Source organism: Polyangium spumosum (assembly GCF_009649845.1).
GTDB classification, from domain to species: Bacteria; Myxococcota_A; Polyangia; order Polyangiales; family Polyangiaceae; genus Polyangium; species Polyangium spumosum.
Genome location: NZ_WJIE01000019.1, coordinates 39,602 through 54,570, shown reverse-complemented (window position 1 = coordinate 54,570; position 14,969 = coordinate 39,602). Strand labels below are relative to the sequence as shown.

General features: G+C 70.9%; 9 protein-coding genes. 7 read left to right on the top strand and 2 right to left on the bottom strand.

From position 1 onward, the window contains the following. Positions 1–223 precede the first annotated feature (223 nt). The 5 genes from GF068_RS37770 (at position 224) to GF068_RS37750 (ending at position 6,560) form a co-directional block, all read left to right on the top strand. Positions 224–2,059 carry a serine/threonine-protein kinase gene (locus GF068_RS37770; RefSeq protein ID WP_153824406.1) on the top strand — a complete coding sequence of 612 codons (1,836 nt, stop codon included), beginning with the start codon at positions 224–226 and terminating at the stop codon, positions 2,057–2,059. Beyond that, positions 2,059–3,126 carry a PEGA domain-containing protein gene (locus GF068_RS37765; protein WP_153824405.1) on the top strand — a complete coding sequence of 356 codons (1,068 nt, stop codon included), beginning with the start codon at positions 2,059–2,061 and terminating at the stop codon, positions 3,124–3,126. Before GF068_RS37770 ends, GF068_RS37765 begins: the two co-directional genes overlap by 1 nt. Beyond that, positions 3,108–3,719, top strand: a complete 612-nt coding sequence (locus GF068_RS37760; protein ID WP_153824404.1) for a hypothetical protein — start codon at positions 3,108–3,110, stop codon at positions 3,717–3,719. The genes GF068_RS37765 and GF068_RS37760 overlap by 19 nt, the downstream gene beginning before the upstream one ends. 162 nt (positions 3,720–3,881) lie before the next feature. Then, entirely contained in the window at positions 3,882–6,158 is a 2,277-nt protein-coding gene (locus GF068_RS37755) for a (Fe-S)-binding protein (RefSeq protein WP_240808015.1), read from the top strand. A 159-nt stretch (positions 6,159–6,317) separates the two neighbouring features. Beyond that, the gene (locus tag GF068_RS37750) at positions 6,318–6,560 is read left to right on the top strand and encodes a hypothetical protein (protein ID WP_153824402.1); all 243 of its coding nucleotides are present in this window, start codon (positions 6,318–6,320) and stop codon (positions 6,558–6,560) included. Here the strand turns inward: GF068_RS37750 and GF068_RS37745 are convergent, their stop codons facing one another. Then, positions 6,561–8,831 (bottom strand): autotransporter assembly complex protein TamA, encoded by a 2,271-nt coding sequence (locus GF068_RS37745; RefSeq protein WP_170319908.1) that lies wholly within the window; start codon positions 8,829–8,831, stop codon positions 6,561–6,563. 81 nt (positions 8,832–8,912) lie between these two features. Here GF068_RS37745 and GF068_RS37740 point away from each other — a divergent pair, with 81 nt between their 5' ends. Both GF068_RS37740 and GF068_RS37735 read left to right on the top strand, forming a co-directional pair. Continuing rightward, on the top strand, positions 8,913–9,482 hold the full coding sequence (locus GF068_RS37740; RefSeq protein WP_240808013.1) for a QcrA and Rieske domain-containing protein: 570 nt from the start codon (positions 8,913–8,915) through the stop codon (positions 9,480–9,482). Next, a complete protein-coding gene (locus GF068_RS37735; protein WP_338046739.1) occupies positions 9,479–11,230 on the top strand; it encodes a cytochrome b N-terminal domain-containing protein in 1,752 nt (583 codons plus the stop codon). The genes GF068_RS37740 and GF068_RS37735 overlap by 4 nt, the downstream gene beginning before the upstream one ends. 239 nt (positions 11,231–11,469) lie before the next feature. Here GF068_RS37735 and GF068_RS37730 read toward each other — a convergent pair whose 3' ends face one another. Further along, positions 11,470–14,799, bottom strand: coding sequence for a GAF domain-containing protein (locus GF068_RS37730; protein ID WP_153824399.1), 3,330 nt, complete (start codon positions 14,797–14,799; stop codon positions 11,470–11,472). Between the last annotated feature and the right edge of the window lie 170 nt (positions 14,800–14,969).

Sequence of the window (14,969 nt, the reverse complement as noted above, 5' to 3'; positions counted from 1 at the left end):
ACGAGGCGAGGCGCGAGCACCTCGCTTGCCCCCTTCGTCGAAAACCTATAGCCTCTGCGGAACGACGATTGTCGGCTGCTTCGATCGTCCGGGAGTCCTCGTGCCTGCTCCTCCGCCGCCGAAACCGCCCGCGCCGCCTCGCGCTTCACCCGCCGCGCCCGGTACTCCTTCGCGTCCGCCGCCGCCTCCCAGGCCGGCCTCGGCACGTGGGGGGACGGCCCCGATGCCCGCCGCGCCGGCAGCGCCCGCGCCGCCCGTCTACGCCGCCGCGCCCGTGCCCTCCGCCGTCGCCACGGTGCCCTTCCCGAGCGCCGCGGACGCCGCTCCGGAGCCAGCCGCCGCGCGCCCCGCGCCCCGCCCCGCCGCCGGCGCTCCGGCCGTGCCCGACGTCGGCGAGCCCGTGAACCCGCAGGCAGGGGATCTCCAGCCCGGGCTCGTGATCCAGGGCCGTTATCGCGTCGAGAAGCTCATCGGCCGCGGCGGCATGGGCGCCGTCTACGCCGTTCGTCACACGAACACGGGCGAGATCTGCGCGCTCAAGCTCCTGCACCCGTCGGTCGCGAACAACCCCGGCGCCGTCGAGCGCTTCCGCACCGAGGCGCGCGCGCCCGTCAGCATCGGCAGCGAGCACGTCGTGCGTGTCATCGACGCCGACGTCGCCCCCGAGATCGGCGGCGTGCCCTTCATCGTGATGGAGCTCCTCAAGGGCCGCGATCTCGGCTCGGAGCTCAAGCAACGTGGCGCCCTGCCCGCCGGCGAGGTCGTCGTCTACCTGAAGCAGGTCGCGCGCGTGCTCGACAAGGCGCACGCGCTCGGCATCGTGCACCGCGATCTCAAGCCGGCGAACCTCATCGTCACGCAACGCGAGGACGGCACGCCGCTCGTGAAGATCCTCGACTTCGGCATCGCCAAGCTCGTCGATCAGAGCGACGCCAAGGAGCTCACGCAGGACGGCGCGATCTTCGGCACGCCCTGGTACATGTCGCCCGAGCAGGCGCGCGGGCAGGCCTCGAAGGTCGGGCCGGCCGCGGATCTCTGGGCCCTCGGCCTCATCGCGTACCGCTTGCTCACCGGGAAAAACTACTGGTCGGCCGAGGGCATGGCCGCGCTCATCGGGCAGATCCTCTACGAGCCGATGGTCCCGCCGAGCACGATGGCGCCGCACCTCGGCCCGCGCTTCGACGCCTGGTTCGCCAAGGCCTGCGCCCGCGAGGTCGAGCATCGGTTCACGAACGCGGTCGAGCAGACCCAGGCCCTCGCCATGGCGCTCGGGGTGAACTACGCCGCGCAGCCGACGAGCCTGGACATGCCGAGCCCGGGCGATCTCTCGGCCTCCGCGCAGGTCCGGCAAGCGCTGCAAGGCATGCCGATGTACGGCATGAGCGTGGCGGGCGGGTCGATCCCGCCGGGCATGTCGATCCCAGGCACGAGCGTGCCCGCCGCGGGCCTGTCGCAGTCGGGCATGCCCTTGCCGCCCGGCATGAACCCCGCGGCGGTCTCGCAGTCGGGCGCCACGGCCGCGCAGCTCGCGGCGATGGGCCTGTCGCAGTCGGGCGGGCCCATGCCCCGCGTGACGATCCCGCCGGGGACGACGGGCGCGCCGCTCTACTCGACGCAGGCCGGCGCCACGACGCAGTCCTCCAAGCCGAAGCTCGGCGCCGTGTTCGCGGGTTTCCTCATCGTGCTCGGCCTGGCGGGCGCAGGGGGCCTCTACTTCGTGTTCAAGGGCAAGGCCGCGGGGCCCGCGCCCGCCGCGCAGGCGACGACGACGCAGACGGCCGCCGCGCCGACCGCCGAACCGGCCCCGCCGCCACCCGCGCCGCCGCCCGCGCCTTCGCCGACGACCGAGGCCACGGCCGCGCCGACGGCCGAACCCGAGGCGACGGCCGAGCCCGAGGAGATCGAGCTCGAACCCGCGGCCACGGCCGAGCCGTCTGCCACGGCCGCGCCCACGACCAAGCCCACGGGTGTGGTGGCCGCCACGGCCCCCAAGATCGGCGGGGTCAAACCGAAGCCTTCTAGTACCGTCGCTCCGAAGGTCGGTAACATCAAGTTCTGATGAACGAGCTCTGCCGGCGTTCGCTCGCCATTGCCTTCGTCGCCACTGCCTGCCTCGCCGCGCCGCCGCTCGCACGACCGGCCGCGGCCGACACCCCGCAGGCCCAGATCCAGCTCGCGCGGCAGGCCGCTTCCGAGGGGCTCCAGGAGTACCGCGCGGGCCAGTTCGAGAAGGCGCTGAACCTCTTCGAGCAGGCGAAGGCGCTCTACCCGAGCGCGCAGATCATCCGCATGATCGGCTACTCGCTACTCGCGCTGGAGCGGTGGATCCCCGCGGCCGAGGCCATGGAAGCCGCGCTCGCCTCGGACGTCGCGCCCTTGTCGGAGGAGGACAAGACCGACGTCAACGCCGAGCTCGCGAAGGCGATGGCGCACATCGGCGTGCTCGAGGTGACGTCGAAGGTGCCCGGGGCGAAGCTCGCGGTCGACGACAAACCGGCCGTGGATCTGCCGCTCTCGAAGCCGCTCTGGATGGAGCCCGGCAAGCACAAGGTCGTGGTGAGCGCGCCGGAGCACGAGGACGACGTGCAGGAGATCGAGCTCGAAGGCGGCAAGCCGCTCGCGCTCTCGATCGATCCGAAGGAGATCAAAAAAGAGCCGCCGCCTCCGCCGCCTCCGCCGCCTCCGCCGCCGCCGGCCAAGAAGAACTGGATCCCGCATCAACGCACGATCGGGATCGCGACGGCGGGCGCGGGCGTGGGGCTCGGGCTCGGCGCGCTCGGCGCGGGCCTCGTGTCGATGCACCTCGCGAACAACGTCGCCCGCGACATCGAGATCCACACGGCGGAGTACGGGGCGAACTGCAACCGCGGGGACGCGGCGTTTTGCCAGCTCGATCGCCAGGTGATCGAGGCGGATGGAAACGACGCGCGGACGTTGCGCACGGTCAGCCTGGGCCTCGGCATCGGCGCAGCGGTGCTCGCCGCGGGGGGCGTGGTGCTGACGATCTTCGCCGTGGATGAGCCCGCGAAGCCGAAGGACGAGGCTTTGCCGGCAAAGACCGGGATCCGCTCGTTCGGCTGCGGGCCGCTCGGGGGCCTCGGGGTGTCGTGCGCGGGCACGTTCTGACGAGCCGCCGCCTGGGCGCGGCGCTCGTGTTGTTTGCGTTCGTGGCGCCTGCTTGTATCGAGGTGCCGCCTCCGCCGCCGCGGGACGCGCTCAAGGTGCGCGACGTCAAGGCGAGCGAGGGCGTGGTGCTCGAGACCGCGTGTACGCCGACGGGCGTCGAGATGTGCTTCGACGCGCGGGACGACAACTGCAACGGCGTCATCGACGAGGGCTGCGGGCTGCACACGGGCATCCTGCAGTTCGTGATCGCGTGGGAGGTGGTGGAGGCGGACGTGGACCTCAACGTCTACGACGTCGGCGGCGAGCTCGCGCGGGTCGGGGAGCCGACCTCGACGGGCCTCGTGAAGGACCGGGATTGCCCGCAGTCCGAGAACGAGTGCCAGGGCCAGAACGTGGAGAACGTCTTCCTCTCCGAAGGCGAGCCGAAGCGCGGCCGGTATCGCGTGGTCATCCGCCTCGACAAGCTCAACGGCGCGGCCGCGCCGGTGCGGGTGCGCCTCGGCGCGCGCGTGGGGCAGCGGCCGTTCGGCATGGTCGTCGAGCTCTCGCCCGGGCCGGGCACCGAAGAGAAGTCGTTCGAGTTCACGCTCTGATCGCGGTCCGATTTGGTCAACGCTTGGGGGCTACGCTCGGACAAGCCGAGCTACGCCCCCAAACCCCCGTGACGCGCGGCATCGCTCGGGTTGACGCGCCGCCGCTCCGCCACCTACAACAGGGACCGTTTCCCCGGGAGAACGCGCGCCATGAATCCGCTCATGATGTTTCTCATGATCCTCGGCCTCGCCGGGGCCTTCGCGTACAGCGCAGGCCGGCGGTGGGAGCTGCTCCGTGTCGGGCGGCCGGAGGATCGTTTCGACGACGTCCCGGAGCGCGTGAAGGGCACGGCCATCTACGCGCTCGCCCAGAAGAAGATGCATTATTACCGGCTCGCCGGGGCCGCCCACATGCTCATCTTCCTGGGCTTCGTGGTGCTCCTGGCCCGGTCGATCATCCTCTGGGGGCGCGGCTTCGACCCGTCGTTCAACCTCTTCATCCTCGGGCCCGAGGGCTTCCTCGGCTTGCCCCTCGGCCACGCGTACGAGTTCCTGAAGGACGTGATCGCGTCGCTCGTGATCGTCGGCGCGCTCGTCTTCCTGTACTTCCGCGTGATCAAGGTCGACCCCCGCATGACGAAGTCGGGCGAGGCGATCCTGATCCTCGGCATCATCATCACGATGATGGTGGCGGACATGCTCTACGACGGCGCCGCCATGGTCCTGCACCACAAGGGCCTCGCGGGCTGCACCGGCTCGAACCTCGAGCCCGAGTACTGCGCGAAGGTGCGTGACGTCGTGGCCCCGCTCGGGCCCGCGCCGACGCAGGCGCTCGGCTGGGCGCCGTTCCCCTCGCCGGCCGGCTCGCTCTTCGCGACGCTGCTCGCGGGCGTGCCACGCGACACGCTGATGATCCTCGCGAAGGCCGGGTTCTGGACACACGCCACGCTCGTCCTCGTCTTCGCGAACATCCTTCCGTACTCGAAGCATTTCCACGTCATCACGGCGGTCTTCAACGTCTTCTTCCGCGACGTGACGCCGCGCGGCCGTCTGCCGCTGATGGCGCCGAGCGCGGAGGCCATCGGCGAGATGGTCATGAAGACGGCCGAGGAGCCCGAGAAGGCCGAGCCCGTCGGCGCGAACAAGATCCAGGACTTCACCTGGAAGGCGATCCTCGACTTCTACACGTGCACGGAGTGCGGGCGTTGCTCCGACAACTGCCCCGCGCACAAGACGGGCAAGCTCCTCTCGCCGAAGCAGTTCACGCTCAACCTGCGCGACCACCTCTACGAACACGACAACGAGCTCATCGCGCAGAAGCACAAGAAAGACGTGATCGGCGGAGCGCTGCCGCGGCCCGAGGGCGAGGTCTCGGAGGAGGCGCCGGCCGAGGCGAGCGGCGAGAGCAAGGCGAACCAGGATCTCGTGGCGAACGTGATCCACCCGGACGTGCTCTGGGCCTGCACGACGTGCCGGGCCTGCGAAGAGCAGTGTCCCGTGATGATCAGCTACGTCGACAAGATCGTGGAGATGCGGCGGCACCTGGTGCTCGTGAAGGGCGAGTTCCCGGCGCAGCTCAACGGTCCGTTCCAGGCGATGGAGGTCAACGGCAACCCGTGGAACCTCGCCCGCATGGATCGCGCGAACTGGGCCGAGGGGCTCGACGTGCCGATGATGAGCGACAACCCGAAGGCCGAGGTCCTCTACTGGGTCGGCTGCGCGGCGAGTTACGACGACCGGGCGAAGAAGATCGCGCGGGCGACGGCGCGGCTGCTCCAGGCGGCGGGCGTGGACTTCGCGATCCTCGGGCAGGAGGAGACGTGCACGGGCGACCCGGCGCGGCGCGCGGGCAACGAGTACCTGTTCGCGATGCTGGCCGAGCAAAACGTGGCCACGCTGAACGGCTACAAGGACCAGGGCGGCGTGAAGAAGATCATCACGGCCTGCCCGCACTGCTTCAACACGATCCTGAACGAGTACCCCGACTTCGGTGCGAAGTTCGAGGTCGTTCACCACACGGACTACCTGCTCGGGCTGGTGGCGGAGCGGAAGCTCAAGCCGAAGAACGCGGTGAAGGGCAAGGTCGTCTTCCACGACTCCTGCTACCTCGGCCGCTACAACGACGTGTACGAGCAGCCGCGTGACATCCTGAAGAGCATCCCGGGCGTGGAGCTCGTCGAGGCCGAGGGCTGGAACCGCAGCAAGGGCCTGTGCTGCGGCGCGGGCGGCGCGCAGTTCTGGATGGAGGAGCAAAACAAGGACCGCGTGAACGTGAAGCGCACGCTCCAGCTCCTGCAGACGGAGGCGAAGACGATCGCGACCGCGTGCCCGTTCTGCACGACGATGATCTCCGACGGGCTCAAGGCGCACGGCAAGGAAGAGAGCGTCCGTCAGCTCGACGTCGCCGAGCTCCTCCTCGAGAGCTGCCTCGAAGGCGGGACGAAGAAGGAAAAGTCGAAGAAGGCTGCGCCCGAGGCGGAAGCTCAGGCCGAGGCCTGATCACGCAAGCTCCGCGATTCCCTCGATTCCAACCAGGAATCGCCTGGTCCACCCCCCCTCGTTCCGGAGCACGTGCGTCCGACGAGAGCCTGAGCTAGATTCGGGCGGTCGCCGGACCGAGGGAGGCAGATGGAGCAACCGCGAAACATGGTTTTTTCCATGGCCATCGATTCGCTGGCCGACGTGGCGCTGAAGGCGCGCGAGACGCCGGAGGATGCGAGCGAGCTCCGGTGCGACGCCTGCTCGGAGCCCATCGAAGGCGAGCCGGCAGGGCGAGGGCTGTACGTGTGGACCCGAGGAGACGAGGTCCGCTACGAGGAGCCGCCGCTCTGCGTGTTGTGCGCGACGGCCATCGGGATCACCGCGCTCGCGACGTGGAGCGTCGAAGAAGAAGAAGGCTGATCAAAAAGCCTCGCCGATCGCGATCGTCGTGACGATCGGAAATCCCCCCGTATAACCGAAGACCCCGACGTCGTAGCCGAGCTCGGCCTCGTCGCAGATCCCGATCTGCTGGGCGCAGGGGACGCGGTAGCCGACGTCGACACGCACGGGCCCGACCGGGGTCGCATAACGCAAGCCGAGGCCCGCGGACAGGTGCGGGCGGTCGAGGCGAAGCTCGGCGAGCCCTGGCCGCACGTCGCTCGCGTCGAGGAAGAGGATCGCGCCGAGGTTCTCGGTGAACGAGAGCCGCAGCTCGAGCGCGGATTCCCACAAGGTCAGGCCACCCGTCGCGGCCCACGGAGGCACCGAGCCACGCGCCGTGTCCCGCAGGGGCACGCTCGCGTGCATGCCGACGCCGTTGTAGACGTAGCCCCGGTTCGAGTTGGGGCCGCCGCTGTAGAAGCCGCGGAACTGCAGGAGCTGCAGGGAGCGGCGCAGGTCGTCGAGCGGGATGTTCGTGCCGTCGACGACGCCGTCGTCGTTCGCGTCGGGCCGTTGCCGGGCGCGGGCCTTGGGCTCGATGATGGAGAGGGCCCGGGCGAAGTCGTCCGAGCGCGGGATGAGGAAGCCGCCGCCGAGGCGGAAGGCCAGGGTGACGCGCTTGGCGACGGGCACGTAGGCCCGGAGCTCGGGGCGCAGGCGGACGTCGTCGGCGTCGCCGGGCAGGAAATACCCCGCGAGCTGGGCGTTGAGGTTCAGGTACACGCCGCGCCGCGGGGCGATACGATCGACCTCGCCGCGGTCGTTCTGCCGGAAATCGAGGGTGCCCACGGTCTCGAGGTAGGTGAAGAGCAGGCGGGTGAAGCCCTCGGGGACGGCGTCGTTCCAGTAGAGGAACGGGTCGTCGTATTGCACGTGGATGAACTGCCCGAGGTAATGCGTGAAGTCGGAGAAGCGGCGCTCGAGGCCGAGGGTGACGGCGGCCTCGCGGTAGCCGAGGGGCGGCTCCTTGGCCTCGGGTGAGCCCGGCGCGGGCGCGGAGATGATGTTGAGCGGGCGATAGACGTTGGCCGCGCCGCGGAGGACGGCCTGCGTGCGTGGCTCGAAGACGCCGGGCTGGCGGAGCTCGAAGCGCAGGCGGATCTCGGGCAGGACGTAACTCGGGCGCGCGACGACGAGGTTGTAGAGGGCGTTCGGGTAGAACACGAGCCCCGGGCGGGCCTCGATGGCGAAGCGGCGCAGGCCGCCGAGGAAGTTGCGGTCCTCCCAGCTCGCCGAGCCGTGCGCCTCGACGCGGCCGCCGGCCTCGGCGCCGAAGCCGAGCTTGACGGCGCGTAACGCGGCGGGCTCGACGAGGATGGTGATGGGGATCGTGCTCGTGCGGGGCTCACCCTCGGGCGGCAGCTCGGGGCGGACGTCGATGGCGCCGAAGATGCCGAAATCGGCGAGGGCGCGCTCGGCGGAGGCGAGGGTCTTCGTGGAGAAGGGGTCGCCTTTTTTGAAGCCGAGGGCGGCGCGGATGGGTTTTTCGGGCAGCTCGCCGAGGCCAACGATGCGGATGTCGCCGAAGGTGGCGCGGGGGCCGAGCTCGATCGTGTACGTGACGTCGGCCTTGTGCGCGACGAGGTCGACGTTCACGTCGCCCCGGACGCTCGTGTAGGGGAAGCCGCGGTCGGTGAGGGTGCGGGTGATGGCCTTCTTCGTGGCCTCGTAGCCGTCCTCCTCGAAGCGCTTGCCGGGGTCGAGGGTGTTCTTCGCCTCGGTGACGGCGCGGGTGACGTCGGCGGCCTCGGGCAGGCGCCAGTCGACCCAGGCGAGGTCGACCTTGCGGATCGTGACGGGTTTGCCCTCGCGCACGACGATCTCGACGCGTAGCTTGCCGTCGGACTTGCGGCGCATGACGCGCCCGGCCGTGACGTGGGCCTCGTAGAAGCCGCGGGTGCGGTAGTAACGCTCGATGCGGGCGAGGTCGCGCTCGAGGACGAAGCGGTCGAAGCGCTCGTACTCGACGGCGAGCACGTCGCTGAGGCCGAGGATGGGGATGCCCTGGAGGACGCCGCCGAGGGGGTGCGAGCTCTCGGCGGTGGCGATACGCTCCTTGATGGCGGCGTCGGGGATGGTCTCGTTGCCGAGGACGTCGACCTCCTCGATGATGCAGCCGGAGAGGTCGCGCGGGTTACACGTCGGGGTCTTGGGCGGCGTGGTTTGGCACGCCGTGGACGTGACGAGGAGCAGGGCGAGCGGCGGGAGCCTGCTCGAGGCGACGCGGGACCTCTTCCTGTTCTGCGTCAAGTGGCCTCCCCCTCGGTTATCCTTCGGGCTGCCGCGCGAGAGCGCGCGTGGCGGAGGAGAGCCTACGAGATGGCGGAGCCAATGCAAAACGACCTCGGCGTCGAGCCGCCGCGTGCCGATCGCCCGGACGAGCCGTCGCGCGTGGACGGCGGCAGGCGTGGAGCGCTGAAGGTGCTCTGCGCGCTGGGCGGCGCGGCTTATGCGGGCGCGATCGTGGTCCCGGCCGTGAAGATGCTGGCGCCGTCGTCCGAGGGTGGCGCGGGCGCGGCGCGGTGGATGCGGGTTTGTCGCCTCGCGGACCTGACGGAGGGCGAGCCACGTCGGGTCGTGGTCGTCGGCGACGAGCGCGACGCGTACACGGTGACGAGGGACCAGCTCCTCGGCTCGATCTGGCTGACGAAGAAGGGCGAGGGCGTGACGGCGCTCAGCGCGGTGTGTCCACACCTCGGCTGCTCGATCGACCTGAACGCCGACAAGAAGAGCTTCTTTTGTCCGTGCCACACCTCGAGGTTCTCGCTCGCGGGCGCCGCGGAGGCCGGGCCGAGCCCGCGCGACATGGATCCGCTCACGGTGCGTGTCGTGGAGGGCAACGTCGAGGTGGACTTCAAGCTCTTCCGCCAGGGGATCGCGGAGCGAAAGGAGGTCGGGTGAAGCTCGGCGATTGGCTCGACGAACGCACGGGCTACCGCGCGATCGTCCGCAAGCTGGTGGAGGCCACGGTGCCCGGCGGGGCGCGCTTCGCGTACGCGTGGGGCGCGGCGCTCGGCTTCGTGCTCGTGCTCGTGGCGGTGACGGGCGTCCTGATGATGACCGTGTATTCGCCGAGCGCGACGACGGCGTGGGCGAGCGTCTCGTACCTGCAGCAGAAGGTGCCTGGGGGCTGGGTCGTGCGAGGCCTGCACCAGTTCGGCGCGCAGGCGGCGATCGTGCTCGGGGTGATCCACGTGGGGTACGCGATCGTGCGGGGCGCGTATCGCAAGCCGCGCGAGGTGACGTACTGGCTCTCGCTCGCGCTCGTGGGCGTGATCGTGGTCGCGGCGCTGACGGGTAACCCGTTGCGCTGGGATCAGCGGGGCTTCTGGGGCCTGCGCGTCGAGACGGGGATCATCGGGACGGTGCCCGTGGTCGGCGGCGTCTTGCAGCAGCTCCTGCTCGGCGGGGGCACGCCGGGGCACATGACGCTCTCGCGCCTGTACACGTTGCACACGGTGGTCTTGCCGCTCCTGCTCGGCGGGATCGCGGCGAAACACGTGTGGCTCTCGCGCAAGCACGGGCCGGCGCTGGCGAAGCCTGCGGACGCGGTGAAGTCGGACCGGTACTTCCCGACGCAGGCGGCGCGGGACGTGATCGTGGCGCTCGGCGCGCTCGGGGTGATCGTGGCGCTCACGTGGATGAAGCACGGCGCGCCGCTCGACGCGCCCGCGGATCCGACGAGCGACTACCCGGCGCGGCCCGAGTGGTACTTCCTCGCGCTCTACGAGATGCGCAAGCCCTTCCCGGGCAAGCTCGAGCTCATCGCGACGGTGGTGATCCCGGGGCTCGTGGCGGGGTACCTGTTCGTGTTGCCGCTGCTCGACAAGAAGGCGGATCGTGGCGTGATGAAGCGGCTGCCGCTGCTCGTGCCGGTGGGCCTGTTTGGCCTGGCGGCGGGTGTGTTGACGTTCGCGTCGATGCGCACGGACGCGGCCGACGCGGCGTTCGGCAAGGCGGTGGCGAAGGCCGAGGCGCAAGGCGCGAAGTCGCTCGTGCTGGCCGCGGAGGGCGTGCCGCCGGAGGGCGCGCTCGCGATGTTGCGCAACCACCCGGAGACGCGTCGTGTCGCGCTCTTCGAGCAGCACTGCGCGAGTTGCCATCGCATGGGGGATCTGGGTCCGCCGCAGGGCAAGGACACGGCGCCGGATCTGACGGGCTTCGGGACGAAGGCGTGGGCGAAGCGGGTGATGGAAGAGCCCGACCACGACACGCTCTTCGGCAAGACGCCGTTCAAGGGCGAGATGCCGAGCATGACGAAGCCACCGGCGGACCCGGAGGCGGCGGCGGCGTTCACGGCGATGAAGCCGGAGGACCTCGAGGCGATCACGGACTTCCTCGCGGCGCAGGCGCAAGGGAAGAAGGGCGAGGGCATGCCGGGCGAGAAGCTCGTGTCGCAACGATGCACGAGTTGCCACCGGCTCGACGGCAAGACGGACGACGAGGACACGCTCGGGCCGGAGCTGCGCGGCTGGGCGTCGGTGCCGTGGATCCTCGCGCAGATCGATGATCCGGGCAGCGGCGCGGCGTACCCGAAGGGCGCGATGGATCCGAAGCTGGAAGGGCACATGCCGGCGTTCAAGGAGAAGCTTTCGGAGAAGGATCGGAGGCTGCTCGCGGCGTTCGTGCAGGAGCAGGCGGGGAAGTAGGGTGGCGGCGGGGGGGGGTTTTGAGCCCCGGGAGGTTGTCGAGAGGCGCCGAAGGCAAGTTCGTTAGCCCCGCTGGGCTGTCGAGAGGCGCCGCGGGGGGGTTTTTGAGCCCCGTGTGGGCTGTCGCGAGGCGCCTCGGGGGGGGTTTTGAGCCCCGGGGAGGCTGTGGAGAGGCCCCGAAGGCAGGTTGTTTAGCCCCGGGTGGGCTCTCGAGAGGCGCCGTGGGGGGGTGGGTGAGGTCAGGCGAGCAGCGTCCGCAAACTCGCGATCGTCACCACGAGCTCCGTCGGGTCCACCGGCTTCGGCACGTGCATCTGAAACCCCGCGTTGAGCGCGCGCACCCGATCCTCGGGGCGCGTGTACGCCGTCAGCGCGATCGCCGGCACCGTCGCGATCCGATCCGGCGTGCGGCTCCGGATCTTGCGGATCAAGGACAGGCCGTCGTCGCCGGGCATCGCGAGGTCCGAGACGAGAACGTCGGGCACGAAGTCCGACAGGATGCGTAACGCCTCGGCCGCGTCGGCGGCCGTCTTCACGTTCGCCCCCGCGAGGTCGAGGATCTCCGAGAGGATCTCCCGCGCGTCCGGTTCGTCGTCCACGACCAGGATCGACAGACCCGCGAGCGCGCGTTTTTCGGCGCGGCGCTCGTCCGCGGGCGGGCCCTGCGCCGGGATCGAGCGCGGCTTGGCGAGCGGGAGCTTCACCGTGAACTTCGCCCCCGTGTCCGGCCCGTCGCTCTCGGCCCGCACCGTGCCGCCGTGCGCCTCGACGAGGTGACGCACGATCGACAGGCCGAGGCCGAGGCCACCCGAGGCGCGCGTGAGCGTGCCGTCGCCCTGCCGGAACCGCTCGAAGATGTGCGGCAAGAGCTCGGCCCGGATGCCACGGCCGCTGTCGGTCACGACGAGCACCGCCTCGTCCCCCGCGCGCGCGAGCCGCACGTCGATGCGCCCACCCTTCGGGGTGAACTTGATCGCGTTCGAGAGCAGGTTCCACACGACCTGCTGCAGCCGGCTCGGATCACCGAAGATGGGGACGCTGCTCGGGTCGACGAAGGTGTGCAGCGTGATCTCGCGGTTCGTCGCGCCAGGCGTGACCGAGTGGACCGCGGCCTCGACGACGGGCCCGAGCTCGAGGATCGAGGGGTCGAGGCGGAGCTTGCCCGCCGTGATACGCGAGGCGTCGAGCAGGTCGTCGATGAGCTTGGCCTGATGCACGGCGTTGCGCTCGATCGACTCGAGCGCGCGAGGCTGGTTGCCCTCGCGGACGGCGCCGGTGCGCAGCATGCGGGCCCAGCCGAGGATGGCGTTCAGCGGCGTGCGCAGCTCGTGCGAGACGACCCCGAGGAACTCGTCCTTCACGCGGCTCGCCTCCTGCGCCTCGTGGAAGAGGCGCGCGTTGTCGAGCGCGAGCGCGGCGCGCTGGCCGAGCTCCTCGGCGAGGGCGAGGTCGGCCTGCCCGTAGCGGCTGCGCGCGCCGCAGACGCCAAACGAGAGCACGCCGAGGGCGTGGCCCCGCGCGATGAGCGGCACGACGATCGAGGAGGTCGTGTCGACGTGGCGGAGGAGCTCGAGGTGCTCCGCGTCGGCCGCGATGGCGCGATGGACGCTGTCGTCGATGACACGCGAGAGCTTGGCCTTGCCCGTGCGCGCGGCCTCGGTGATCGGGTGGTCCTTGCCGAAGGGGTACCGCGTGCGCATGTCGCGGAGCAGCGCCTCTTTCTCGGGATCCTCGTGCAGCGCGTTCACGAACTGCGGGGTGCTGTCCTCGTCGAGGCTGCAGACGATGCAGTAACTCGCGAACGTCGGCACGGCGACGCGCGCGAGCGCCTCGGAGATGGCCGCAGGGTCGAGGGAGGCGGCGAGCACGGCGCTCGCCTCGGCGAGCAACGCGAGGCGCCTGCGCTCGACGTCGGCCTCGGCGCGGGCCTTCTTCTCGGCCTCGTAGAGGTAGGCGCGCTCGAGCGACTGGGTGCAGGTGCGGGCGAGGTGCAGGATGAAGGCGTTGTCCTCGATCGCGCGCTGGCCCGATCGGTGGAACCGGAGCGAGAGCCCGCCGATGGCGCGGTCCTCGACGACGAAGGGCACGGCCGCGATGCAGATGGGCTCGTCGACGGCCCCGCTCACGAGGTGCGGGTAACGCGCGCGGTAGGCCTCGAAGTCGTCGAAGAAGAGCGGCGCCTGGGTGCGGACGGCGTCCGTGAGCGGCGAGGCGAACGCGAGCTTCGTGGAGTCGTAGCGGTCGAGCGTGTCGCGCGTGTGGCCGATGGCGCGGACGAGGTCGAGGTGGGCGCCGTCGGCGGACACGGTGGCGACGATGGCCTTGCAGTTCGGCAGCATGTCGCGCACGTGGTCGACGATGGTCTCGGCGACCTTGATGCGGCTCATCGTGTCGGAGAGCGCCGCCGTCATGCGCTGGAGGGCGACGAGGCGCGAGGTCGCGAGCTCGGCGGCGGCGCGGGCGCGCTCGGTGGCCTCGTAGAGGCGCGCGCGCTCGATGGCCTGCGACGACTGGCGCGCGAGCGTGAGCAAGAACGAGCGATCCTCGTGCGAGAGGGCGCGCGGCTCGCGGAAGCAGAAGGCGATCGCGCCGATGGCGCGGTCCTCGAGCAGGAGCGGCAAACAGGCGACGGCCCTCGGCGGATCGGGGCCCTCGGGGTCGAGCTCGGCGCTCGGGCCGAGCTCGGCGAGCGCGGCCTCGGACTCGAGCCAGAGCGGCTGCTTGCGGCGGACGGCCTCGGCGAGCGGGCCACGCGCGTCTTCGGGCAGGCGGGCGCCACGCGAGAACCGGCCGGGCGAGACGCCGAGGGAGCCCGTGACCTCGAGGCCGCCGTCCTGCGTGCGCAAGGCGAGCACGGCGGCGCGGGCGTCGACGGCGACGAGGCCCTGTTGCAGCACGGCGTCGGCGACCTGCGCGGGCGTGAGGGCCGCGGAGAGGCTCGAGGTGAGCGTCTGCAGGCGCGAGGTGCGGGCGGCGGCGCGCTCGGCGACCTCGCGGGCGTGGTGCTCGGCGGCGTGCTGGCGCGCGTTGTCGATGGCGAGCGCGGCGCGCCGGGCGAGGTCCTGGGCGATCGCGAGGTCGGCCGGGCCGTAGCGCCGGCCCGAGTCGGCCGTGGCCAGCGTGAGCACGCCGAGCGCGCGGCCGGAGGCGACGAGCGGCGCGCAGATCGAGGAGATCGTCCCGAGGGTGGTCGCGGGCAGGAAGGGGTGGCTGCGGGGGCCGGGGCCGCCGTCGTTGCTGGGCGTGAGCAAGAGCTCGCCACACGTGAGCAGCCTCGGGCCCACCTCGGCGAACCAGGGGCCGCTCTCGCGAGGCGACGGCGGGCCCGCGAGGAGGTGCTCCTTCGCGGGGTCGACGTGGATGGCCTCGACGCGGCGCAGGTGGCCGTCTTCCTCGAGCAGGTCGATGACGCAGTAGTCGCAGAGCGTCGGCACGCTCAGGCGGGCCAGGTTCGCGAGCGTGGTGCGCAGATCGAGGCTCGTCGACAGCCGCTCGCCGGCTCGCGCCAGGAAGGCGAGTTGCTCCTCGGTCGGACCGGGCTCGCGCGCTCGATGCTCGGTGCTTTGCATGGCGATCCGTCGTTGCGCGGCGCTCCCCCCACGCGTTGACGTCTCGAAAGCGTACCCTCATTCGCACCGAAATACGCGGCAAAAAGGCTCGTCGGAGGCGTGCCGCGGCCGCACCATCCGTCTCCGACGTTCGATGGGTCTCGTCACGAAGCTTTGCGAAGCTTCGGGGC

Bases quoted from the DNA above. Each gene is read 5' to 3' on its own strand.
- GF068_RS37750 (WP_153824402.1), top strand. From the start codon at position 6,318: ATGGCCATCGATTCGCTGGCCGACGTGGCGCTGAAGGCGCGCGAGACG.
- GF068_RS37740 (WP_240808013.1), top strand. From the start codon at position 8,913: ATGCAAAACGACCTCGGCGTCGAGCCGCCGCGTGCCGATCGCCCGGAC.
- GF068_RS37765 (WP_153824405.1), top strand. From the start codon at position 2,059: ATGAACGAGCTCTGCCGGCGTTCGCTCGCCATTGCCTTCGTCGCCACT.
- GF068_RS37770 (WP_153824406.1), top strand. From the start codon at position 224: ATGCCCGCCGCGCCGGCAGCGCCCGCGCCGCCCGTCTACGCCGCCGCG.
- GF068_RS37755 (WP_240808015.1), top strand. From the start codon at position 3,882: ATGATGTTTCTCATGATCCTCGGCCTCGCCGGGGCCTTCGCGTACAGC.
- GF068_RS37730 (WP_153824399.1), bottom strand. From the start codon at position 14,799: ATGCAAAGCACCGAGCATCGAGCGCGCGAGCCCGGTCCGACCGAGGAG.